The organism is Diaphorobacter ruginosibacter (genome assembly GCF_014395975.1).
GTDB classification, from domain to species: Bacteria; Pseudomonadota; Gammaproteobacteria; order Burkholderiales; family Burkholderiaceae_C; genus Diaphorobacter_A; species Diaphorobacter_A ruginosibacter.
This window is the reverse complement of record NZ_CP060714.1, coordinates 4,745,906-4,769,114: the sequence shown is the minus strand read 5'-3', so window position 1 is coordinate 4,769,114 and position 23,209 is coordinate 4,745,906. Positions and strand designations below refer to the sequence as shown.

20 protein-coding genes are annotated in these 23,209 nt (G+C 65.6%); 16 read left to right on the top strand and 4 right to left on the bottom strand.

The features are described from left to right. Positions 1 to 29: 29 nt before the first annotated feature. Together dprA and H9K76_RS21475 are read right to left on the bottom strand one after the other, a co-directional pair. Positions 30 to 1,193 carry a DNA-processing protein DprA gene (gene dprA, locus H9K76_RS21480; protein WP_187597286.1) on the bottom strand — a complete coding sequence of 388 codons (1,164 nt, stop codon included), beginning with the start codon at positions 1,191 to 1,193 and terminating at the stop codon, positions 30 to 32. 127 nt (positions 1,194 to 1,320) lie between these two features. Next, positions 1,321 to 2,577 carry a LysM peptidoglycan-binding domain-containing protein gene (locus H9K76_RS21475; protein ID WP_425489634.1) on the bottom strand — a complete coding sequence of 419 codons (1,257 nt, stop codon included), beginning with the start codon at positions 2,575 to 2,577 and terminating at the stop codon, positions 1,321 to 1,323. A 191-nt stretch (positions 2,578 to 2,768) separates the two neighbouring features. Between H9K76_RS21475 and def the strand changes: the two genes are divergently transcribed. The 8 genes from def to H9K76_RS21435 all read left to right on the top strand — a co-directional run bounded on the left by def (position 2,769) and on the right by H9K76_RS21435 (position 8,849). Further along, positions 2,769 to 3,281 (top strand): peptide deformylase, encoded by a 513-nt coding sequence (def, locus tag H9K76_RS21470; protein WP_187597284.1) that lies wholly within the window; start codon positions 2,769 to 2,771, stop codon positions 3,279 to 3,281. Beyond that, entirely contained in the window at positions 3,278 to 3,823 is a 546-nt protein-coding gene (locus H9K76_RS21465; protein ID WP_187597283.1) for a hypothetical protein, read from the top strand. The genes def and H9K76_RS21465 overlap by 4 nt, the downstream gene beginning before the upstream one ends. 85 nt (positions 3,824 to 3,908) lie before the next feature. Next, positions 3,909 to 4,907, top strand: coding sequence for a methionyl-tRNA formyltransferase (fmt, locus tag H9K76_RS21460; protein WP_187597282.1), 999 nt, complete (start codon positions 3,909 to 3,911; stop codon positions 4,905 to 4,907). Positions 4,908 to 5,038: 131 nt separating this feature from the next. Further along, positions 5,039 to 5,791 (top strand): AzlC family ABC transporter permease, encoded by a 753-nt coding sequence (locus tag H9K76_RS21455; protein ID WP_246475575.1) that lies wholly within the window; start codon positions 5,039 to 5,041, stop codon positions 5,789 to 5,791. Then, positions 5,788 to 6,120, top strand: coding sequence for an AzlD domain-containing protein (locus H9K76_RS21450; RefSeq protein ID WP_187597280.1), 333 nt, complete (start codon positions 5,788 to 5,790; stop codon positions 6,118 to 6,120). Before H9K76_RS21455 ends, H9K76_RS21450 begins: the two co-directional genes overlap by 4 nt. 160 nt (positions 6,121 to 6,280) lie before the next feature. Continuing rightward, positions 6,281 to 7,471, top strand: coding sequence for a phosphoglycerate kinase (locus H9K76_RS21445; RefSeq protein WP_187597279.1), 1,191 nt, complete (start codon positions 6,281 to 6,283; stop codon positions 7,469 to 7,471). Between the two features lie 221 nt (positions 7,472 to 7,692). Continuing rightward, complete coding sequence (locus H9K76_RS21440; RefSeq protein ID WP_187597278.1) at positions 7,693 to 8,265, top strand: hypothetical protein; 573 nt, start codon at positions 7,693 to 7,695, stop codon at positions 8,263 to 8,265. 14 nt (positions 8,266 to 8,279) lie between these two features. Beyond that, positions 8,280 to 8,849: a FlgO family outer membrane protein gene (locus tag H9K76_RS21435; RefSeq protein WP_246475189.1), complete on the top strand. Its 570-nt coding sequence runs from the start codon at positions 8,280 to 8,282 to the stop codon at positions 8,847 to 8,849. A gap of 243 nt (positions 8,850 to 9,092) precedes the next feature. On the opposite strand, the gene H9K76_RS21430 is transcribed toward H9K76_RS21435, so the two are convergent. Then, positions 9,093 to 9,980: a DMT family transporter gene (locus H9K76_RS21430; protein ID WP_187597277.1), complete on the bottom strand. Its 888-nt coding sequence runs from the start codon at positions 9,978 to 9,980 to the stop codon at positions 9,093 to 9,095. A 57-nt stretch (positions 9,981 to 10,037) separates the two neighbouring features. On the opposite strand from H9K76_RS21430, the gene pyrF reads away from it, so the two are divergent. The 4 genes from pyrF to H9K76_RS21410 all read left to right on the top strand — a co-directional run bounded on the left by pyrF (position 10,038) and on the right by H9K76_RS21410 (position 14,026). Then, on the top strand, positions 10,038 to 10,862 hold the full coding sequence (pyrF, locus tag H9K76_RS21425) for an orotidine-5'-phosphate decarboxylase (protein ID WP_187597276.1): 825 nt from the start codon (positions 10,038 to 10,040) through the stop codon (positions 10,860 to 10,862). Positions 10,863 to 10,887: 25 nt separating this feature from the next. Further along, a complete protein-coding gene (locus H9K76_RS21420; RefSeq protein ID WP_187597275.1) occupies positions 10,888 to 11,790 on the top strand; it encodes a LysR family transcriptional regulator in 903 nt (300 codons plus the stop codon). Between the two features lie 180 nt (positions 11,791 to 11,970). Beyond that, positions 11,971 to 13,002 (top strand): Bug family tripartite tricarboxylate transporter substrate binding protein, encoded by a 1,032-nt coding sequence (locus H9K76_RS21415; RefSeq protein WP_425489633.1) that lies wholly within the window; start codon positions 11,971 to 11,973, stop codon positions 13,000 to 13,002. A 52-nt stretch (positions 13,003 to 13,054) separates the two neighbouring features. After that, positions 13,055 to 14,026, top strand: coding sequence for a M14 family metallopeptidase (locus H9K76_RS21410; RefSeq protein WP_187597274.1), 972 nt, complete (start codon positions 13,055 to 13,057; stop codon positions 14,024 to 14,026). Between the two features lie 586 nt (positions 14,027 to 14,612). Here the strand turns inward: H9K76_RS21410 and uvrA are convergent. After that, a complete protein-coding gene (gene uvrA / locus H9K76_RS21405) occupies positions 14,613 to 17,603 on the bottom strand; it encodes an excinuclease ABC subunit UvrA (RefSeq protein ID WP_246475574.1) in 2,991 nt (996 codons plus the stop codon). Between the two features lie 249 nt (positions 17,604 to 17,852). On the opposite strand from uvrA, the gene H9K76_RS21400 reads away from it, so the two are divergent. The 4 genes from H9K76_RS21400 (at position 17,853) to H9K76_RS21385 (ending at position 23,110) form a co-directional block, all read left to right on the top strand. Next, positions 17,853 to 18,359 (top strand): MarR family winged helix-turn-helix transcriptional regulator, encoded by a 507-nt coding sequence (locus H9K76_RS21400; RefSeq protein WP_187597272.1) that lies wholly within the window; start codon positions 17,853 to 17,855, stop codon positions 18,357 to 18,359. A gap of 70 nt (positions 18,360 to 18,429) precedes the next feature. Further along, a complete protein-coding gene (locus H9K76_RS21395) occupies positions 18,430 to 19,974 on the top strand; it encodes an MFS transporter (protein ID WP_187597271.1) in 1,545 nt (514 codons plus the stop codon). Between the two features lie 70 nt (positions 19,975 to 20,044). Then, the gene (locus H9K76_RS21390) at positions 20,045 to 21,697 is read left to right on the top strand and encodes a phosphoethanolamine transferase (protein ID WP_187597270.1); all 1,653 of its coding nucleotides are present in this window, start codon (positions 20,045 to 20,047) and stop codon (positions 21,695 to 21,697) included. 207 nt (positions 21,698 to 21,904) lie between these two features. Further along, positions 21,905 to 23,110: an MFS transporter gene (locus H9K76_RS21385; protein WP_187600783.1), complete on the top strand. Its 1,206-nt coding sequence runs from the start codon at positions 21,905 to 21,907 to the stop codon at positions 23,108 to 23,110. Positions 23,111 to 23,209 lie beyond the last annotated feature (99 nt).

The following is a 23,209-nucleotide window of genomic DNA, read 5'->3' as shown; positions in this document are numbered from 1 at the left end:
GTTCACCCCGGCATTCCACGAAAACCTTTTCACCCACTAGCCAAGCGCTGGTACATGCCGCCGGGAAGCCGCGCCACATGCCCTTCCAACTCAAGGGACAGCAACTGAACCTGCAACGTGGCCGCATCCCACCCCGTGCGCGCCACGAGCGCATCCAGACCCATGGGGTCGAACCCGAGCGCTGCCAGCAGCTCCTTTTGCACGCCGCTCAGCCGCTCGGTGCCATCGCTTTCCAGTTCGAGCTGGCCGCTCTTTGCAGGGCTGACAGGACGCTGGCGCAGCAGGTGCAGTTCCTCGAGCACATCCTGCGCGGTCTCCACCAGCTTGGCACCCTGGCGCAGAAGCGCGTGGCAGCCGCGGGACTGCGGCGCGTGGATCGAGCCCGGAATGGCAAACACCTCTCGCCCCTGCTCGCTCGCCAGCCGGGCGGTGATGAGCGAGCCCGAGCCCAGCGTGGCCTCGACGACCAGCGTACCCATCGAGAGGCCGGAGATGATGCGGTTGCGCTTGGGAAAATTGGCCGCGATCGGCGGTGTGCCCAGTGGGTACTCGCTCACGACGATGCCGCTGTGTGCGATGCGCGCGGCCAGTTCCTGGTGGGCGCGCGGATACACCATGTCCAGCCCCGTTCCAACGACCGCCACGGTGGCCGCCGTTGACGGGTCGGCGTCTGCAGCCAGCGCGCCCTCGTGGGCGCTGGCATCCACGCCTGCGGCGAGGCCGGAGATGATCGACAGCCCTGCCTCGCGCAGTGCGCGTGCAAACTGGCGGGCGTTCTCCCGCCCCTGTGCCGTCGGGTTGCGCGAGCCGACGATCGCAAGCCCCTGCTCGCCCGCCACGCGCAGTCCTCCCTGCACCAGCAGTGGCCGCGCGCCCTCCAGGTACAGCAGAAGCGGCGGATCCTCCATGGCCAGCAGGCCGGGCGGATAGTCGGGATCGCCCAGGGTGCAGAGGCGGCGCGTGGGGGCATCCAGCCACCGGAGGGTCTGGTCGAGCTGCTTGCCCAGGGCGGGCGGCTCAATACGCAGTGCCTCGGCCTGGTGGCGAGAGACGCAGGCCTGCAACGCGCCCAGCGACTGCTCGAAAACATGCTGCGGCAGGCCGAACGCCGCCAGAAGGCGCCGTGCCGATGGGTTGCCCACGCCCGGTGTCAGTTGCAGGCGCAGCCATGCGGAGAGTTCATCGTGCTGCATTGTCGGGTCTCCCAAAAAGAAAATGCCGGTCGCGCAAGCGGTCCGGCATTTCCTGGGGCCTTATTTTTATTAAGTCCCTTCCTGCGTGCCCCTCAGGGCATGGCGGGATGTGCAAATACCAAGAGGGTCATTGCGGATTCACGAGCCGGTCGCCGACGCCCACGCCATAGCGCACCTGCAGCAGCAGCACGTAGGACACATGATCGAACGTGCGGAACACCATGGCCATGCCATTGGCTTCGCTCGGAAGTTTGATCATGGTACGGCTTTCATCGGTCTTGTCGCGAATGCGCTCACCCTTGGTCAGCACCGTCAGGATCATGCCGGGTTCCAGTCCATCGACGGCACCGCGGTTGATTGATACGACCTGATTCTGACCGGCATTGCCGACAGCGGAACTGCCATAGATCGAAACCACGCGTGCATTCACATCGTCATAAGGGGTGCGCGGCACGTAGTTCATGAAGCTGCGCGGCGCCATCGGCAGCAGCCTGTCGCCCACGCGCACCTCCTCCTTGACGGAGACGATGTCCAGCGTGGCCGGCACCGGGTCGGTGTTCGTGCCGCCGCGGCCGTCGGGTGTGACGTCCTGCGTCTCGCCACGCACCATCTCCGCGCGGCCCACATACTGAGCCTCGTAGCCGAGGATGTCGCCGGTGTCCGGATCCTTGAGCGGAATGGCGTTGCGAAAGAGTCGGAAGGTGCGATCGTCACCGGGCTCGAGCGATAGCTGGGTGCCGGAGGCGCTGCGTGCATACACGCGATCGCCGCTGCCCAGGATGGCGCGGGTCTGCGCCGCAGCGACGATGCGCGGCGCAAGTTCGATCGCCTCGGCGCCCAGCACCTCGGGCTCGACCAGGAAGGGCTCGATCAGGTGCTGCTGGATGGTGGGAAGCGCCGTGTTGGAGACGCTGTCGGTGCGCGTGCGCGGGGTGATGCGCACGACCTCGTTGCCGCCGCCATTGGGGCCGCGCGTAGAGAGGCGCGCAAAGCCGTCGGACTTCTCGAGATACAGCGTCTGCCCGGGATAGATCAGGTGCGGATTGCGGATCGCCTGCATGTTCATGCCCCACAGCTCGGGCCAGCGCCAGGGCTTGGCGAGGTACAGGCCGGCAATCGACCACAGCGTGTCGCCGCGCTTGACGACATAGGTGTCCGGTGCATTGGCAGCGAGCTCGGACACGGGTACGCCGCGCGATGCCACCTGCTGTGCGGTTGCGCGCTGGGCGGAGGTAACAGGATAGGAGGACTTGGGGGAATGCGTCTCAGATTGCGCCTGTGCGCCGAAGGCCATCACCGCGCCAGCGATCAATGCAGCGACTCCAGCCACACGCGGAGCGCTCGCCTGCGGCAGGCCAGCCATCTTGTTCATCTTTTCACGCATTGAATTCGCCCTCTCTACGACCATATTGCTTCAGTGCGCCATAGAAAATAATTCCTGGCTTTTGCACGCACTACGTTACAAACGATCTCAGATTCTCAGTCCAAGCCCTTGATTGGGCAATGATTATTGCGTCCGCGCCCCGCAGGAATCGGCAAAAGTGGCGAAAATAGCGACATATTTCCCCTCTGGACATGGCAATTCTTCCTATTCTTTGTTATCCCGACCCCCGGCTGCACAAGGTCGCCAAGCCTGTTGAAGCCGTGGATGATCGCGTGCGGTCCATACTCGACGACATGCTCGCCACCATGTACGACGCCAACGGCATCGGTCTCGCTGCGACGCAGGTGGACATTCACGAGCGCATCGTGGTGATCGACGTCTCCGAGGAGCGCGACCAGCCCATGGTGCTGATCAACCCCGAGATCATCTGGTACAGCGACGAGAAGGTCGTGGGCGACGAGGGCTGCCTGTCGGTTCCCGGCATCTATGACGGCGTGGAGCGCTCCACCCAGGTGCATGTGCGCGCGACCGACCGCGACGGCCAGTCGCGCGTGATCGAGGCGGACGGCCTGCTGGCCGTGTGCGTACAGCACGAACTCGACCACCTGCTTGGCAAGGTGTTCGTCGAATATCTCTCTCCGCTCAAGCGCAACCGCATCAAGACCAAGCTGCTCAAGCAGAAGAAGACCGAGGAACGGGCATGATCGCCAAGGCAGGCTTGTGGCACAGGCCTGCCCAGGTAGCGCTGCGGGCCGCAGGCCTCACTCCGGCGCTCGCACTGGCTCTTTCACTCGTCCTCGCGCTTGCAGGCTGCGCCGGCCTGACCCAGCCCGACCCGGGTGCGCCAGCCGAGGAAGTGCGTTCACGCATGGGCAGCCCTCTGTCGGTCAAACCGCTGCCCGAAGGTGGGGAGCGCTGGCTGTACTCCACCCTCCCCATGGGCCGCGAGGTCTATCACGTCGACCTGGATCGCCAGGGCACGATGCGCTCCATCACCCAGGTGCTGGATTTCCAGCATCTCTCGACCACACCACTCGGCTGGAGCCGCCGCCAGGTGCTCGATTTCTACGGCCCGCCCTACGAGATCACCGAGGTGGCCAGCTTCCAGGGCAAGGTCTGGACCTATCGCTTCATGGATGACATGCATCTGCGCCGCCTGGCCCATATCCATATCGACCAGGAAGGCCGCGTCGCCAAGGTGATGTTCACCGACGAACCCACGGCGGAAGACAACCGCATGTCCTGAGCCCAGACAAACAACAGACACAAGGACAGGCAGGCAAGGAGGGCACACCGTGCCGTCCACCCTGCCCAGCCCACGAAGAATGCCCATGAAGATCGTTTTTGCAGGTACCCCCGAATTTGCCGCCGTGGCGCTCAGGCGCCTGCTTGCCGCGGGATTCGAGGTTCCGCTGGTGCTCACCCAACCCGACCGCCCCGCCGGGCGCGGCATGAAACTGCAGGCCTCCGCGGTGAAGCAATGCGCCCAGGAGCATGGCATCGCCGTCAGCCAGCCGCGCAGCCTGCGCCTGGATGGCAAGTATCCCGACGATGCCGCCGCCGCGCGCGAGGCGCTACTTGCCAGCGGCGCCGACGTGATGGTGGTGGCCGCCTATGGCCTGATCCTGCCGCAATGGGTACTCGACTGGCCGCGCCTCGGCTGCCTGAACATCCATGCCAGCCTGCTGCCGCGCTGGCGCGGCGCGGCGCCGATCCACCGCGCGATCGAGGCAGGCGACGCCACCACGGGCGTCACCATCATGCAGATGGACATCGGCCTCGACACGGGCGACATGCTGCTCAGGGAGTCCCTGCCCATCACCGCTGCGGACACCACGTCCACCCTGCATGACAGGCTGGCCGAACTCGGCGGCCGCCTGATCGTGGAGGCGCTGGAGATCGCTGCCTGCGGCGATCTGGTCGCCACGAAACAGCCAGAAGAAGGCGTGACTTACGCGCACAAGATCGAAAAGGCCGAAAGCGCCATCGACTGGAGCGAGCCGGCCACCACCATCGCTCGGCGCGTGCGGGCGTTCGACCCCTTCCCCGGCGCAAGCACCACCTTTGGCGGCGAGACCATCAAGGTCTGGGCTGCCGAACCCACAGCGCCCCTGGATGCGCCATCGGTCGAAGGCGCAAAGCCAGCCCAGGCGGGCCAGGTCGTGGACATCAGCGAACAAGGCATCGGCGTAGCGTGCGGGGATACCAGCGTGCTGCGCCTCACCACACTGCAGCGCGCCGGAGGCAAGCGACTGCCATGCGCCGATTTCCTGCGCGGCTTTGCACTCCAGGTCGGGGATATTCTGGGTTCGGATCACCAGTCAGCCTGATTTACCATCAAAATCCTCTCCAACCCCACCCTCAAGCCCTCTCCCTTCTCTCCATGAACCGCCCCTCCCTCACCGACACATTGGCGCGCCTCCGGCAGGCGGCCGGGGAGCGATGGGCCGAATGGCGATCCATGTCGCGCGAGCCCTACTTCAAGCTTGGCGTCACCGACATGCTGGGGACGGGCGTTGGCATCGCGGCCTGGGGACTGGTCACGGGCGTGGCCATGGTCAAGAGCGGGCTGCCCGTGCCGCTGGCGATCTTCATGTCGCTGATGATCTATGCCGGCAGCGCCCAGTTGGCCGTTCTGCCCCTGCTGGTGGCTGGCGCGCCACTGTGGGTGATCTGGCTCACCGCGGCCTGCGTGAACCTGCGCTTCGTGATCTTCAGCCAGATGTGGCGCGACTACTTTCATGGGCTTCCACGCAATAAGCGTCTTTTGCTTGGATTTTTCAGTGGAGACGTCATATTCGTCGGCTTCATGAAGCGATTCCCGGAGCTGAAACCAGCTCCGGGGCAGATCCCCTACTTCTGGGGTGCGGCCTCCACCAATTGGTTGTTCTGGCAGATCCCGTCCATTGCCGGCATGTTGTTGGCCAATGCCATCCCGTTGTCGTGGGGACTGGGATTCGCGGGGGTCCTGGCGCTGCTCGGCATCCTGCTGTCCATGATCAATGACCGGTTCACCCTGCTGGCCACCGTGGTCGCCGGCACTGCGGCCATCGCCACGTTCGCCCTGCCGCTGAAGATGAACATCCTTGTGGCGGTGCTCGCCGCCGTCGCGGCCGGCCTCACGTTCGAGACCGTGGATCGCAACATGAAGCGGCTAAAGGCCCGCTCCGCCCAGGCTCAGGACGGCAACGCGTCCGAGGAGCACCGCCCATGATGTACGCGCTCGAGATGATCATCGCCACGCTTGGGCTGGCCCTCATCACGCTGGTCACCCGCTCGTTCTTCATGATCTCGGACAAGGAACTGCCCATGCCCGAATGGCTGCGGCGCGGCCTGAAATACGCGCCGCTGGCCGCGCTCGGTGCCGTCATCGTTCCGGAACTGTTCATGACGCAGGGCCACTTCATCCACACGCTGATGGATGCACGCCTGCCCGCCCTCGTCGGTGCGGTGATCTACTACTACAGCCAGCGCGGCATTCTCGGCACCATCCTGGTCGGCATGCTCATCTATCTGCCGCTGCATATCGGCCTGGGCTGGTAGAACTTGCAAAGGCGCCTCGCCGGGTTTGCGCAGCGAAAAACAGCACGACAAGCCCCGCGTCAGCCACGGCACCTACAATTCCGACAGTTTCGTGTCCGTGCCATGACAGTGCCCTGCACCGCCCGTGGCGCCGTATCCGTATTCATCTCCTAGAACCATCATGCACATTCTTCGTTTTTCCGACATCTGCGCCCAGGGCAAGGCTTCCGGGCAACGCGTTTTCATTCGCGCCGATCTGAACGTTCCACAGGACGATAGCGGCAGGATCACCGAAGATACGCGCATCCGGGCGTCAATCCCCTGCATCCAGATGGCGCTGGACGCCGGTGCCGCCGTGATGGTGACCAGCCATCTGGGCCGGCCCACCGAGGGAGAGTTCAAGCCGGAGGATTCGCTCAAGCCCGTGGCGCAGCGCCTGTCCGAGCTGATGGGCCGCGAGGTGCCCGTGGTGGCGGACTGGGTGGACGGCGTGAGCGTGCAGCCCGGCCAGGTCGTGCTGCTCGAAAACTGCCGCCTCAACAAGGGCGAGAAGAAGAACAACCCGGAACTGGCCCGCAAGATGGCCCAACTGTGCGACATCTACGTGAATGACGCCTTCGGCACCGCGCACCGCGCCGAAGGCACGACCTATGGCATCGCCGAGTACGCCAAGACGGCATGCGCCGGCCCGCTGCTGGCCGCCGAAATCGATGCCATCACCCAGGCTCTTGCCAATCCGAAGCGTCCCCTCGTGGCCATCGTGGCCGGCTCCAAGGTGTCGACCAAGCTGACCATCCTGCAAAGCCTCTCGAAGAATGTGGACGGCCTGATCGTGGGCGGCGGCATTGCCAACACCTTCATGCTGGCCGCCGGCCTGAAGATCGGCAAGTCGCTGGCCGAGCCCGATCTGCTCGGGGACGCCAGGGCCGTGATCGAATCGATGAAGGCGCGTGGCGCCGAGGTACCGATCCCGACCGACGTGGTGGTGGCCAAGAACTTCGCCTCTGACGCCGTCGCCACCGTGAAGAAGGCCACCGAGGTGGCCGATGACGACATGATCCTGGACATCGGCCCCGAAACCGCCGCAAAGCTCGCGGCGCAGCTCAAGGCCGCCGGCACCATCGTCTGGAACGGCCCGGTCGGCGTGTTCGAGTTCGACCAGTTCGCAGGCGGCACCCAGGCCATTGCCCGAGCAATCGCCGAATCGAGCGCCTTCAGCATCGCCGGTGGCGGCGACACCCTGGCCGCCATCGCCAAGTACGGCATCGAGAAGGATGTCGGCTATATCTCCACCGGCGGCGGCGCTTTCCTGGAAGTGCTGGAAGGCAAGAAGCTGCCCGCCTTCGAGATCCTCGAAAAGCGCGCTGCCTGATCGCACTGTGACGATTCAGAAACGGGGGCCCTGCAAGGCCCCCGTTTTGCTTTTGCGGTGCCGCAAGGCGCATTGCAAACTGCGAACAAAACAACAGAAATTCAGTATCAACATGCACTTAAACACAATTTCTCTTGTTTTTTGTAACTTCTCTGCCCAGAATCGATAGCAATCCTAGGGGTGTTGTTTTCACCTCATCGTTCACTGGCAAGGAGGGAAATATGGCTATGAATAAGAAGCTCGGCCTGGCTGCGGCAGTTGCCGGCCTGGCAGCGGTGTTGACCGGTTGTGCGCCACCGGTGCCGCTCACCAAGAATTTCGAGGAAACCAGCCAATACAAGGTTCGCGCAGCAGGCCATTGGGATGCGATGTCGCATGACGTGGCTGCCCAGACACGCGAAGGTCTGGCTCGCTCGGGCTTCGCCGCCGACACGCCCCTGTACGTGGCCATGCCGCAGAATCCCAGCCCGTTCGATGCAGGCTTCCGCGATCTGCTGATCACGCGCCTGACCGACGCCGGCGCCAAGGTCTACACCACCCCCAACCAGCGACTGGAAGTGACCTATCACGCCCAGGTCGTGAAGACGCCCGGCCATGCCAATGTCGGCATCTACACCGAGGAAACCCATCCCTCCGGCTCGAACACTGAAGTCATCCTGACGACCACCGTCACGCATGCCGGCCAGTACGTCTCGCGCAAGACCGATGTGTACTACCTGGCCAACGCCGACGTGCCGCTGTTCGCCAAGCCCAACCCCATGCGCCCGGTCGACATGAAGGTGGTGGGCCAATGATGATGAAGACAAAGATGATGGCTTCTTCCGCCAAGTTCGCACTCGCTGTCACCGCCGCAACGGTCCTGGCCGGCTGCACAAGCTATAGCAGCGCGCCCGTCACGCGCGTCGATCCGACCTACAAGGACGCGGGCGAGAACCAGTTCCTCAAGAGCAGCAAGGACGCCGTGAACCAGCTGCTGACCGGCGTGGACGTCACCTCCGTGGGCCCGGGCCCCGTGCTGGTCGCCACCGTCGTCGACGTGAACGACACCACGCGCTCCGCCCCGCTGGGCCGCACGCTGTCCGAGCAATACGCCACCAACATGGCGATGGCCGGCTTCAACGTGAAGGAAATCAAGCTGCGCGGCACCGTCTTCGTCCGCGAAGGCACGGGTGAGCTGCTGCTGTCGCGTGAAGTGCGCGACATCGCCCGCCAGCACAACGCCGTGATGGTGCTCGTGGGTACCTATTCCCCTGCCTCTGCCTACACCTATGTGAGCATGAAGCTGGTGCGCACCGAAGACAGCCGCATCATCCGCGGCTACGACTACGCCCTGCCCATGGACCGTGACGTCAAGCGCCTGCTGGGTGCGCAACGCTGAGCGGGGGACGCGACCAGGGCAGGACTGCTGACCTGACCGACTCTGGGTGGTTTGCAGCAGGCTCAATGTAAAAAGGGAACGTGGTCTACACGTTCCCTTTTTACTTGCCTTCAGCTTTGGTTGGGCTTGTCTGAATGGTCCTGGCCCCTTGGGGCGGTTCTTGTTGTGGAGGTCTTTTTTAGGGCGGAGAGCAGAAGTCGAACCAGCCACCCTATCGCACAGACCACATCACAAGCTGCGATCTCAGCCCTGCTTCTTTCCTGATGGCAACAATACGGAGGCGATGGCCACCATCATGAGAACAACGGCGGTCCAGTCCTGCCAGTGCAACTGCTCCCCCAGCCACAGCGACCCGCTGAACAGACCGATCACGGGGATCAGCATCACGCTCAAGGTCGAGGCCACGGGCGGCAGGTTGCGGGCCAGGAAGAACCACGTCACCTGTGCGAAGCCGAGCGCCAGGAAGCCGTTGTAGAGCACGCCGAACAGCGCCGCGCCTTCGGGTACGTGGAATTGTGAGCCTTCGAAGATCACCGCCATCAGGGTCAACGCGGCGGCACCGATCGCCACCATCCAGAACGACAGCGTGATCAGCGGCACGGGAATCCGCGTGCGTCGCAGCAGCTGCGTGCCGATCGCCCAGCTGGCCGCTGAGACCAGCATCAGGCTCACGCCGAAAGGTCGGCTGCCGAGCGCCTCCAGCTCGTGCCAGAGCAACAGCAGCACGCCGATGGCCGCGGCCGCCACGCCGATCCATGCGCGGGCCGGCAGGCGGTCACGGAAGAACAGGCCGCCGAACACGGCGGAGAAGATGGGCATGGTGTAGCCCAGGATCGCCGCACGGCCGCTCGAGAGATTCGGGATCGCCAGGATCATCATGCTGTGCCAGAGCACCATGTTCGGAATCGCAAGCACCAGCAGCATCGGCCAGAACGAACGCGGCACCTTGAACGAGGCCTTCTGGTAGACCACGACCATGCCGATGATCGGCAGGCCCAGCAGCAGGGACAGCGCGCGGAAGGTAAGAGGGGGATAGTGGGCGATGCCCTGCTTCATCACGGGCCAGTTCAGGCCCCAGATCAAGGTGAGCAAAACCAGCAGCACCAGCTGGCGACGGGAAAACGAAGGCATAGCGGCCGATTGTGCCTGCGGGATGAAGATTTCGCTGAGCCCACTAAAATCGCACCCATGACCTTCATCGAAATGCTGCGCAACGCCTCGGCGCAAAACAATTCCATGCTGTGCGTGGGCCTGGATCCCGAACCCAGCCGCTTCCCGCAGGGCATGCGCGGCGACGCACAGAAAATCTACGATTTCTGCGCGGCCATCGTCGATGCCACGGCCGATGTGGCCGGTTCGTTCAAGCCCCAGATCGCCTATTTCGCTGCGCATGGCGCGGAAGACCAGCTCGAGCGCCTGATGCAGCACATGCGCTGCAATGCGCCGCACGTACCGGTGATCCTCGATGCCAAGCGCGGTGACATCGGCTCCACGGCCGAGCAGTACGCCAAGGAAGCCTTCGAGCGCTACGGAGCGGATGCGGTGACGCTCTCTCCCTTCATGGGTTTCGACTCGATCGAGCCCTACCTGCAATACCACGGCAAGGGAGCGTTCCTGCTGTGCCGCACATCCAACCCGGGTGGCAACGACCTGCAGGCCCAGCGTCTGGCAAGCGTCGAGGGCCAGCCCCTGCTTTACGAGCATGTGGCGCGCCAGGCGCAAGGCCCATGGAACAAAAACGGCCAGCTGGGCCTGGTGGTGGGCGCCACCTACCCTGCGGAGATCGAACGTGTACGCGCGCTGGCGCCCACCCTGCCGCTGCTGATTCCCGGCGTGGGCGCCCAGGGAGGCGATGCCGCTGCCACCGTACGCGCGGGCCTCACGCAGGACGGCATGATCGCCGTGAACTCCTCGCGTGCCATCCTCTATGCGTCGTCCGGCGACGACTTCGCCGCCGCTGCACGCCAGGCCGCCCTGACCACGCGCGACGCGCTCAACGCGGCCCGCGCCTGAGTACCGCCCTTCAGAGGTCCCGGCCATGCAATTGAAGTGGCTGGAAGATTTCATCGCTCTCGCCCAGGAGCGCAGCTACACCCGTGCAGCCGAATTGCGCCATGTGACGCATCCGGCCTTCGGGCGCCGCATCCGCGCGCTCGAAGCCTGGGCGGGCACGCCGCTGGTCCAGCCGGGCGGAGGCCCCGTGCGGCTGACACCGGCCGGCGAGGCATTCCTGGAAACGGCGGAGCAGCTCATCCGCAACCTCACGCAATCGCATGACGAGTTGCAGACGATTGCCGGCCGGCACGCGCGCACCGTGACGCTGGCCACCGGCCGCACGCTCGCCCGCACGGTGGTGGCTGATTGGCTGGTGCGCGTACGCAACCTGCTGGGCGAAGGCGAGCTCCACATCCGTACCGGATCGCTCGCCGAAACCGTGCAATTGCTGCAGCAGGGCGATGCGGATTTCTCGGTGCTGTTCCACCATCCCGCGCTGGTCGTGCCGCTCGACGCGCGCCAGTACATGCACGCCACGCTGGCCTCCGACAGGCTCGTTCCCCTGTCACAGGCCCTCGCCCAGGGCGAGCCGCGCCACGCTTTCGGCAGGCACGCCGCAGCGCCCACGCCCTATGTGGCCTATGCGCGCAGCCTCGCGCTCGGGCGCCTTGTGGAAGACCACCTCGCCCACCACCCCGATGCGCCGCACCTGCAGCGCCTGATGGAGTGCGATTCGCCCGATGCGCATCTCGAGTACGTGCTCAAGGGCCTGGGTATGTCCTGGCTGCCCTGGTCGCTGGCCCATGCCGAAGTGGCGGCTGGGCGGCTCGCTCGGGCGGGCGACAAGCGTTTCGACATCCGCTTCGACGTGCGCGTGTATCGCCCCAAGCGCAGGCTCTCTCCCTTCGCGGAAGCCATGTGGGAGCGGCTTGCCGTGCGCAGCTGAGGCCCCCCAGGGCAGCGCCGACCCCCGGTCAGGAAATGTTCGCGCGAGGTTTTCGAGGACGACATTTGGTTTGAATTGGCACCATATTGTGCCGAATTGGCACCAACACCCGCGAGCCGCTTCCGCAAAATCCGCCTCGCACACCACCCATCCCTACATAACGAATCGGAAGACGACACCATGCACCACCGGACCGCCACCACGCCATTGCCCACTCCCTCGATTTCCCGCCGCAGCGCAGCAGCCCGCGCGCTGGCATACGGACTGTCGCTCGTCGCCGCCTGTGCCGCTCCGGCCCACGCCGCGGAAGACCCGGCCGCCTACCCCACCAAGCCGATCACCATCATCGTGGGATATCCGCCGGGCGGCAGCACCGACCTGATGGGACGCCTGGTGGGCGTCGAGCTCTCGAACCGCCTCGGCCAGCCCGTGGTCATCGAGAACCTGGGCGGCGCGGGCGGCACCATCGGCGCACAGAAGGTGGCGAATGCCGCCGCCGATGGCTACACGCTGCTGGTCGGCGCGAACAATGAGCTGGCCATCGCCAAGCTGGTCACGCGGAATGTGAAGTACAGCATCAACAGCTTCACGCCCATCGGCCTGATCGGCTCGCAGCCCATGGTGCTCGTGGCCTCGCCGAAATCCGGTGTGAAGAACGCCAACGAATTCACGCAGCTCGTGAAGAAGAATCCCGGCAAGTTCAGCTACGGCAGCTCGGGCGTGGGCACGGCGCTGCACCTGGCGGGCGAGATGGTCAAGGAACAGGGCGGCCTGTTCATGACGCACATCCCCTACCGCGGCGTGGCACCGCTCACCAACGACCTGGTGGGCAATAACCTCGAGTTCGGCGTGTTCGTGCTCTCCAGCGGCCTTCCGCACATCAAGGCCGGCAAGGTGATCGCGCTCGGCACCACGGAAGCCAAGCGTGCGCAGGCCACGCCCGACATTCCCGCGCTCTCCGAATTCCCGCAGTTCAAGAACGTGGACATCACCTCGTGGTTCGCGCTCATGGCCCCGGCCCACCTGCCGCAGCCCATCCAGGCCAAGCTGAAGAAGGCGCTGAATGAGACGCTCGCATCGCCCGACTTCCGCCAGAAGATGTCTGCCGCAGGCTCCGGCGTGGCCTCGCCCGATGTGAACATGGGCAAGTTCCTGAACGACGAGATCGCGAAATACACCAAGATCGTGCAGTTCGCGAAGATCGAAGAATGACCGAGTGAACGAACCAGTGCATCAGTGAACACATTCGCGAATGAGCCCTCCCATGTCCGCAGAACTGAAATTTGAACTTCCCGCACCCGACCTCGGCGCCTGGCGCACGGGCAACACCGGCACCGAAGGCGTCTGGCATTTCGACTCCGGCCAGCCCGGCCGCCATGTGCTGATCAGCGCACTCATCCACGGCAACGAACTGTGCGGCGCCTGGGCATTGAAAGGCCTGCTCGATGCGGGCTTCAGGCCGGAGCACGGCACGCTCACGCTCGCGTTCTGCAACCTGGCCGCATTCGACACCTTCGATCCGCACAACCACGATGCCTCGCGCTTCGTGGACCAGGACATGAACCGCCAATGGAGCGACGAGCGCATCGACGCCGGCGACACCCAGGAGCGCCGCCGTGCGGCGCAGCTGCGTCCGTTCATCCGCCAAGCCGACTGGGTGCTCGACATCCATTCGATGCACGAGCCTTCGGCGCCGCTGCTGCTCACCGGCATTCAGCCGCGCAACCTCACGCTTGCCGCACAGATGCGCGCGCCCGAACACATCGTGATCGACGCGGGCCACAAGGACGGCACGCGCATGCGCGACTATGGCCGCTTCGGCCAGCCCGACGACACTGCAGGCGACTCGCGCACGCTGCTCGTCGAATGCGGCTTCCACGGCGACCCACAGAGCCGCGCCGTGGCGCACGACACCTGCGTGCGCTTCCTGGAGGCCGCGGGCACCGCCTCGCGCGAGACACTCAACACCCGGCTGCCGGGCTGGCGTCTGGCCGATGCACCACGCCAATGGGCGCTGGAGGTGACCGGCCCGGTCGTCGCGAAAAGCGAGCGCTTCACCTTCACCGAACCCTTCACCGGCCTGGAAGTGATCGCCAAGGCAGGCACCGTGATCGGCGACAACGACGGCGAGCCCGTCACCACGCCCTACGACGACTGCGTGCTGGTGATGCCCTCGACGCGCCAGGCGCGCGCCGGTGTGACGGTGGTGCGGTTCGCGCGGCGCAGGGTGGTTTGAGGAAGCCTACTCCCTCCTTCTCCCCCTCCTCCTCCAAGGCATGAGTGCAGTGCGTTCTTGTTCTGCCGTGGGGGTCCGGGTTTGAGTGGGGGTTGATAGTTGTTTTGAGGGAGGAGGCCGGGAGTGCCCCCGGCGGGGCAGTAACTTTTTGGTCTTGCCCAAAAAGTCACCAAAAATGCGCTTTCAATGCGGGTTCACGCGGTAAAACTCACTTCGCGCTGCGCGCTCCGTTCAGACAGCCACCGCGAGTCAGTCTGGAAGATGTGTTTACGGCACGTCGCTGCGCTCGTGCCTGCTCGCCCGACTTCGGGCGAGCCGACAGCGTCAAGTTTGAACCACAGGGGTGAATTGGGTCACTGTACATCTCGCGAAGTCGCGAGATGCCCCAGCACGAGCGCAGCGACGTGCCGAATGCTCCTCCCCCTAATCTGACTCACGGCGGCTGTCTGAGCGGAGCGCCGCAGGCGAAAAGCGAGTTCTGCCGTGGGTATTAAAACGCCTTTTTGGTGACTTTTTGCGCGCGCAAAAAGTGACTGCCCCGCCGGGGGCACTCCCGGCCTCCGCCCTCAGCCAAGAACCCAAAAACCTAAGCCAGATAAGGCTTGAGATACCTCCCCGTATGGCTGCCCGGATTCCCCGCCACATCCTCCGGCGTCCCCACCGCCACCACGGTTCCCCCGCCCGCACCGCCCTCCGGCCCCATGTCGATGATCCAGTCGGCCGTCTTGATGACATCGAGGTTGTGCTCGATGACGACGATGGTGTTGCCCGCGTCACGCAGTTGCAGCAGTACCTTGAGCAGCAGGTCGATATCCGCGAAATGCAGGCCTGTCGTGGGCTCGTCGAGGATATACAGCGTGCGCCCCGTATCGCGCTTGGAGAGCTCCTGCGCCAGCTTCACGCGCTGCGCCTCGCCGCCGGACAGCGTGGTGGCGCTCTGGCCCAGGCGGATATAGGACAGACCCACGTCCAGCAGCGTCTGCAGCTTGCGCGCAATGGTGGGAACGTCCTTGAAGAACGCATGCGCATCCTCCACCGTCAGGTCGAGAATCTGCGCAATGTTTTTGCCCTTCCACAGCACCTCGAGCGTCTCGCGGTTGTAGCGCTCGCCGTGGCACACATCGCAGGGCACGTAGACATCGGGCAGGAAGTGCATTTCCACCTTCACCACGCCGTCGCCCTGGCAGGCCTCGCAGCGGCCGCCCGCGACGTTGAAGCTGAATCGGCCCGGCCCGTAGCCGCGCTCCCGGGCGGTGTTGGTTTCGGCCATGAGCTCGCGGATGGGCGTGAACAGGCCGGTATAGGTGGCCGGGTTGCTGCGCGGCGTGCGGCCGATGGGCGACTGGTCCACGTTGATGCACTTGTCGAAATAGTCGATGCCCTCGATCGCCTCGTGCGGCGCGGGCTCCTCGTGTGCGCGGTAGAGCTGGCGCGCCACCGCGGCATACAGCGTGTCGTTGACCAGCGTGCTCTTGCCCGAGCCCGACACGCCCGTCACGCAGGTGAACAGCCCCACGGGGAACTCCGCCGTCACGTTCTGCAGGCTGTGTCCGCCGGCGCCGATCACGCGCAATGCCTGGAGCCTGCCCTGCGTGGCGCGGTGCACTTCCATGCGCTCGGCCTTGCGGCGGCTGGCAGGGGTCTCGGGAAAGCGTGATTTGCCGGCTTTCTCCGGCGCTGCGGGCTGCTCGGACTCAAGCACGGGCTTCCACGGCGTGCGCCGCTGCGGCACCGGAATGCGCAGCTTGCCCGAGAGATACTGGCCGGTGAGCGACCCGGGCTCGGCGCACAGCTCGTCGTACGTGCCCTGGGCCATCACGCGGCCGCCATGCACGCCTGCACCCGGGCCCATGTCCACGCAGTGGTCGGCGGCGCGGATCATGTCCTCATCATGTTCGACGACGATCACGCTGTTGCCGATGTCGCGCAGGTGCTGCAGCGTGCCGATCAATCGGTCGTTGTCGCGCTGGTGCAGGCCGATGCTGGGTTCGTCGAGCACGTACATCACGCCCGTGAGTCCCGAGCCGATCTGGCTCGCGAGGCGGATGCGCTGCGCCTCGCCGCCCGAGAGCGTCTCGGCGCTGCGGTCCAGGCTCAGGTAGTTCAAGCCCACGTCGTTCAGAAAGGTCAGGCGCGATGCGATCTCGCGCACCACCTTGTCGGCGATTTCCGCCTTGGCCCCCGAAAGCCGCAGGTTCTCGAACCACGCGAGCGCGTCCGACAGCGTTCGGTGGCTGATCTCGTAGATCGCGAGCGGCTCCTCGCCCTCTCCCACCTTCACGAAACGCGCCTCGCGGCGCAACCGCGCGCCGTGGCATTCGGTGCAGGGCTGCGTGCTGCGGTAGCGCGCGAGGTCTTCCCGCACGACGGAGGACTCCGTCTCGCGGTAGCGGCGCGACATGTTGGGAAGAATGCCCTCGAACGGATGCAGGCGCTCGATCGCCTTGCCCTTCTGCGGGCCGCTGTCGAGCAGGTAGGTGAACGCGATCTCCTCGGTGCCGGAGCCGTGGAGGATCGCGTGGCGCACAGGCCCCGGCAACTCCTCGAACGGGGTCTCCACGCTGAAGCCGTAGTGCCTTCCCAGGCTCTCGATCATCGCGAAGTAGTAGCCATTGCGGCGGTCCCACCCCTTGATCGCGCCGCTGGCCAGGCTCAGCGAGGGAAACGCCACCACGCGCTCCGCATCGAACACTTCCTGCTGCCCGATGCCGTCGCATGCGGGGCATGCCCCCGTCGGCGAATTGAACGAGAACAGGCGCGGCTCCAGCTCCGCCAGCGAGTAGCTGCAGACGGGGCAGGCAAACTTGCTGGAAAACATGTGCTCCCTGTCGGTGTCCATCTCCAGCGCGAGCACGCGGCCGTTGCCCTCCGTGCCGCCCACGCGCAGCACGGCCTCGATGCTTTCGGCCAGGCGCTGCTGCGCATCCGGGCGCACCCGCAGGCGGTCGATCACCACGTCGATGTCGTGCTTCTCGGTCTTCTTGAGCGCCGGCAGGTTCTCGAATTCGTACACGCTGCCGTCCACGCGAAAGCGCACGTAGCCCAGTGCCTGCATCTGCGCGAACAGCTCGTTGAATTCGCCCTTCTTCTGCCGCGCCACGGGCGCAAGCAGCATGATGCGCGTGTCCTCGGGCAGCGCGAGCACGGCATCCACCATCTGGCTCACGGTCTGCGACGACAGTGGCAGGCCATGGTCGGGACAGTACGGCGTACCGGCGCGGGCATAGAGCAGGCGCAGGTAGTCGTAAATCTCGGTGACCGTGCCGACGGTGGAGCGCGGGTTGTGGCTGGTCGCCTTCTGCTCGATGCTGATGGCGGGCGACAGGCCCTCGATCAGGTCGACATCGGGCTTGTCCAGCCGGCCCAGGAACTGGCGCGCATAGGTCGACAGGCTTTCCACGTAGCGCCGCTGGCCTTCGGCGTACAGCGTGTCGAAGGCCAGGCTCGACTTGCCCGAGCCCGACAGCCCTGTGATCACCACCAGCTGGTCGCGCGGCAGGTCGAGATCGATGTTCTTGAGGTTGTGCGTGCGCGCTCCGCGGATGCTGATGCGGCGCTGGCGCAGCGAATCCGCCATGTAGCGACCGTCATCGCTACCGGAGTGAAGGGAACGGAGTGGCTCCGCAGACTTGTCTTGCTTTGGGGGCATGGAATCTCACACATCGCAGGCGAACCAAACATCATAGGACACCGCCCGCACCGCTGCACAGCCCCACGCGCTACAAGCCTACAAACCCCTGTCCGGCGCGTTCGACGGCTTCGTGTTGCGCCTATTAATTACAAACGATATAATTTCAATTGAAATCAAATAACATCCACGACGATCATGAGCCTTGACTCCCGCCTCGAACGCATTCTTGCCGGCAAACCCCGAAAAGTGCTGGATGCCGTGGCCGCATCGCGCCTCATGCTGCACACCGCCGCCCTGCTGGAGCAGCGCGTGAACGAGGCCTTGGCGCCGTTTGCGCTGCACATGCAGGAATACCTGGCGCTCAACCTGCTTGCGGATGCCGTGCACGAGCCGCTGCGGCCCTCCTCGCTGGGCGTGTCGCTGAACGCCACGCGCACCCAGGTCACGCGCCTGCTTGACGGCATGGAGCGGCGCGGACTGCTGGTGCGCTCGGCCGACGCGCAGGACCGGCGCAGCCTGCAGTTGCAGCTCACGTCCCAGGGCGCGGAGCTGCTGCTCAAGACCATGCCTGTCGTGCAGGCGGTCTATCTGCAGATCTGGTCGTCCATCGGCGATACGGCAACACACGAGATGCAGCAGCAGTTGCGGCGCGTGCACGAACGGCTGCAGACCATGGACGTGACGGCGGCCTCCCGGGCCTGATCCCCGGAACACACGCCCCGACGCACGCCGCACCGCACCACGCATGCGTGCACGCACTTAGGACACCCTCATGAAAGCCCCGCGCTGGCACCATTTCCTGCATCGAGAAAAGCAGCTGCTGCTGATGTGGCTGCTGGGCGCGCTGGTGGGCATGGAGTTTCTCGAGAACGGCATGTTCGTCTTCGCCTCGTCGCACATCCTGGGCGGCATCGGCGTGGCGCCGCGCGAGTTCGCACAGGTGCAGGCAGCCTACGCCATCGGCAGCATGCTGATGATCGCGATGCAGCAGTGGCTGTCGAGGCATTTCGGCTACCGCCACTACCTGCTCCTGGCGCTGCTGCTGTATGCGCTCGGCGACCTGGCCTCGGCGAATGCCGCCAACCTGGCCGAACTCACCACCGCGCGACTGATGCAGGGCCTCGGTGGCGGCGCGTTCTTCATCAGCACACGCGTGCTCATTCCCATGCTGTTCTCGCCCGCCCAGCGGCCCCGCGCCGTGCGCGTGTACATGCTGAGCATCTTCAGCGTCGGCGCGATCGGCCCGCTGCTGTCCGCATGGCTCGTGGACGGCTGGGGCTGGCGCTGGGTCTTCTGGGTGGTGCTTCCGCCGGCCGCACTGATCGCCCTGGCCGTGCGCTGGCTGCTGCCGCGCCACCTCGGCAGGAGCAGCACGCCGGTGCGCTGGTCGCTTGCGCCCGTCCTGCTCTTCGTGCTGGCGATCGGCTGCGTGCAATGGAGCTTCTCGGAGGCCCGCTACGAGCTCTTCGATCATCCCGAGCGCCTCGCGCTGGTGATCCTGACCGGCGTGCTGCTGCTGGGCCTGTTCGGCATGCACCAATGGAAACACGACGAGCCGCTGCTGCATCTGCGCGATCTCACGCACCCCGGATTCCTGGTGGGCATCGCGCTGTATGCGCTCTACTACTTCATCGTGAACTTCAGCAACTACCTGTTCCCCCAATTCGCGGAGCAGGGCCTGCACATCCCGCTGGTCACCACCGGCTGGCTCAACAGCTTTGCGGCCCTGATCAGTCTGGCCGTCGCGGTCCTCTACATACGGTATGCGGGCCAGGTCGCCAACAAGCGCGCGCTGATGATGGCCGGCTGCATCGCCATGGCCGGTGCCTCGTTCTGGCTGAGCAGCATTCCACCCGATGCCCCGGCATCGGCGCTGTATGGTGCATTGGTCATCAAGGGGTTCTTCGGCGTGCTGATGGTGCTTCCGGTGGCCGCGCTCACCTTCCGCGCACTCGATGCCCGGCATTTCGCCAAGGGCTATCAGAGCAAGAACATCATGCGCCAGATGATGGCATCGTTCTCCTCCGCCGTCGCCGCCGTGGCGCTGCAGGACAATCGGTTCATGGAGTACAACGACCTCGCAGCCCGCGTGACGCCATCCGACCCCGCGGCGGTGTCGTGGCTGCACGCCATGCAGGTGCATTTCGAGCAGCTGGGCTATACGGTGTCGCAGGCCCAGGGCGCCGCGCTTGCGGAACTGGGCGCCACCCTCCAGCAGCAGGCGCTCTTCATGGCGTGCCAGCACCTCTACCAGGTCCTCGGCGCCGTCGCCGCCCTCGCCGCCGTCGTGGTGGTGAGCCAGCGGCATCTGCGCTGAAATCCCTTGTTGCTTCATGGCATTCGGCACTGAGGCAGGATGCGCACGCTTTTTCCTTGCGCCACCTGCCATGACCCATCGCATTTCCGCCCTTCACGCCGTGCGCGAATCCGCAACGTCTCCCTGGCTCGCCGGGGGGTTGCTGTGCGCACTCGCATGGTTGTTCATCGCGGTGGGCCATGAAGGGCGTCGCGTGGCCCAGGTGCTGGTGCTGCTGATGCCGCTGCTCGTGCTCCTGGCAGTGCCGCTGCAGAGCGCCGCGCTGCAGAAGGCGCGAGCCCTTCTCGCGTGGCTGTGGGTGATGCTGTTCGTGCTCGATGGCGTGGCGCGCGGCTATCTGCAGGATGCCTACCAGGCCGCACCCAACGGTGCGCTGGTGCTGGGGGCCGCCGCCAACACCAATGTGCGAGAGGGAAGCGAATACCTGATGACCCAGTGGCGCACGCTGGGCCTGTGGACCGCTGCCCTGCTGCTGGCGGGCTGGGCGACCTGGCAATGCGCCCGTGCGCTGCGCCGCTTCGGCGGCTGGCCTGGCGGCGCAAGGCGATCGATGCAGGTGGCCCTGGTACTGCTGCTCGCGGTGACGCTGGTGGCCTACGCCAGCAAGCCCTGGCGGCGGCTGCATCCGGTCGCGTTCTGGTTCGACTGGGCAGAGTCTGTCCAGGCGTTGCGCAAGGACTGGTCGAACCAGGGTGTGCAGCGCCTGCAGGCGATGGACAACGCCCGTGCGCTCGCTCCGCGCGTGGCGGGCAGCACGCCGTCCACCATCGTGCTGGTGATCGGGGACAGTGTGAACCGCGACAACATGTCGCTCTACGGCTATGCGCGCAACACCACGCCCCAATTGCAGGCGCTGCAGCAACAGGCGGGCGCGCACATGCTGGTGCTGCGCAATGCCTGGTCGGTGGCGGCAAGCACGCTACCCGCCCTGCACGGCATGTTCAACATCCCCGTACAGGGCTCAGACCACAGCCAGCACCTGCTGGCCATCGCCCGGCAGGCCGGCTACCGTGTCTGGTGGGTGAGCAACCATGACGACCTGGCCATCGAGCAGCAGCATGCGCAGCTGGCCGACGTGGTGCAGCTCGTCAACCGCATGCCCGGCCGCTCCAGCGAATCGCTGGACGGCGAATTGCTCGACGAGGTGAAGGCCGCCCTGGCCGATCCGCACGAACGCAAGCTCATCGTCGTGCAGCTCCTGGGGGCGCACCCCCACTACCGGCTGCGCTTTCCGGAAAACGCCAACCCGTTCGACGACCACCCTGACACCGTGGAGAACCAGCTGATCGCACAAGGCCGGCCGGGCTGGGTTCGCGGCTTCCGCCAGGAATACGACGCCGCCGTGCTGTACCACGACAGCGTGATCGCCGATCTGCTGCGCATGACGCAGGCCAGCGGCGCGGAGCGCACGGCACATACGGCATGGATGTATCTGTCCGACCACGGCCAGGAGGTGGGGCACACGATGAACCATGCGGGGCACAGCCAGAGCACGGCCTCGGGCTTCCGCATTCCCGCCATCCTGTGGCGCAGCGAGGCCTTCACTCCGGTGGATGAGACGCTTGACGATCGCCCCTTCCGCGGCGACTGGATCGCGTTCACCCTGGCCGATCTGATGGGGCTCGAATGGGACGGCCAGATGCGCGAGCGCAACGTGCTCGCCTCCGGCTACCAATGGCAGGAGCCCGTCCTCCCGGCCAAGGTTGCCTCGTTCACGCGCTGACGGCAGTGCCACACGGGCACGCTGCGCGGCAGCCCCCGCCCGGCGAACATGGCAGAATCCCCCGCAGTCACCCGATCGCCCGGTGGTTGCGCCATGCCCGATGCACCGCGCCGCATCGGGGGTCAGAATCCAACTCTTTGCCCGCCTCAGCCGCCCGTGCCGGATACCTTGTCCTCGACCCACTCCTCGCCTTCAGCCTCCACCAAGATGACGGCACTGGAGCGCCGCTCCAGCATCAGCCTTGCGCTGATCTTCGCGCTTCGCATGCTGGGCCTGTTCCTGGTGCTGCCGGTGTTCGCACTCGAGGCACGCAAGTACCCCGGCGGGGATGATCCTGCCCTGGTCGGTCTGGCCATGGGCATCTACGGTCTCACGCAGGCCTGCCTGCAACTGCCGCTGGGCATGGCCTCCGACCGCTTCGGGCGCAAGCGCGTGATCGTGTTCGGACTGCTCGTCTTTGCGGCGGGCAGCCTGCTCGCGGCGCTGGCCGACTCCCTGACCGGGCTGCTGATCGGCCGTGCCCTGCAAGGCGCGGGCGCCGTGTCGGCAGCCGTGACCGCGCTGCTGGCCGACCAGACGCGCGATGGCGTGCGCACCAAGGCCATGGCACTGGTGGGTGGCAGCATCGGGCTGATGTTCGCGATTGCACTCGTGGCAGCCCCCGCGCTGACCTCCCTCGTGGGCCTGTCGGGCCTGTTTGGACTGACCTGCGCACTGGCGCTGGCCGGCATTGCCGTGGTGCTCTGGGTCGTTCCGCCCGAGCCCGTGCAGCATGCCGACGCCCCGCGCGGCCGCGCGGCCGATGCCTGGAAGCATCCCGACCTGCTGCGGCTGAACCTCGGCGTGTTCGTGCTGCATACCGTGCAGATGTCGATGTGGGTGGCCGTCCCGGCGCTGATCGTGCAGGCGGGGCTGCCCAAGAGCGAGCACTGGCATATCTACCTGCCCGCCGTGGTGCTGTCGTTCGTCGCCATGGGCGGCCTGTTCTCGATGGAGCGCCGCGGCCGGCTGCGCGCCGCGCTGCTGACCGCCATCACGCTGGTGCTCGTGGTACAGGTCGCCCTCGGCCTGCTGTTCGCGAGCGGCAGCACGCCCTCGCTCACGGTGATGGGCGTGGTGCTGTTCGTGTTCTTCTGCGGCTTCAATGCACTGGAAGCCACGCAGCCCAGCCTGGTCTCGCGCATGGCACCGGCCAACCTGCGCGGCGCGGCGCTCGGCAGCTACAACACCCTGCAGTCGCTCGGCCTGTTCGCGGGCGGCGCGCTCGGTGGCGCGCTGATCAAGTTCCTGGGCGCACCGGGCCTCTTTGGCGTGACGGCAACACTGTGCGCGCTATGGCTTCTGATCACATGGCCGCTGCGGCCGATCGGGCGCACCGAGGCACGAACCGAGGGCAAATCCGCCCCTCATTGAGGGGCGCCAAGAATCACCTCGCCAGCGCTTCCCGGCTTGGTGCACAATCCCCCGTTCAGGCGCGCTACTCAAACTCCATTTGGCGCGCAGACTCAACAT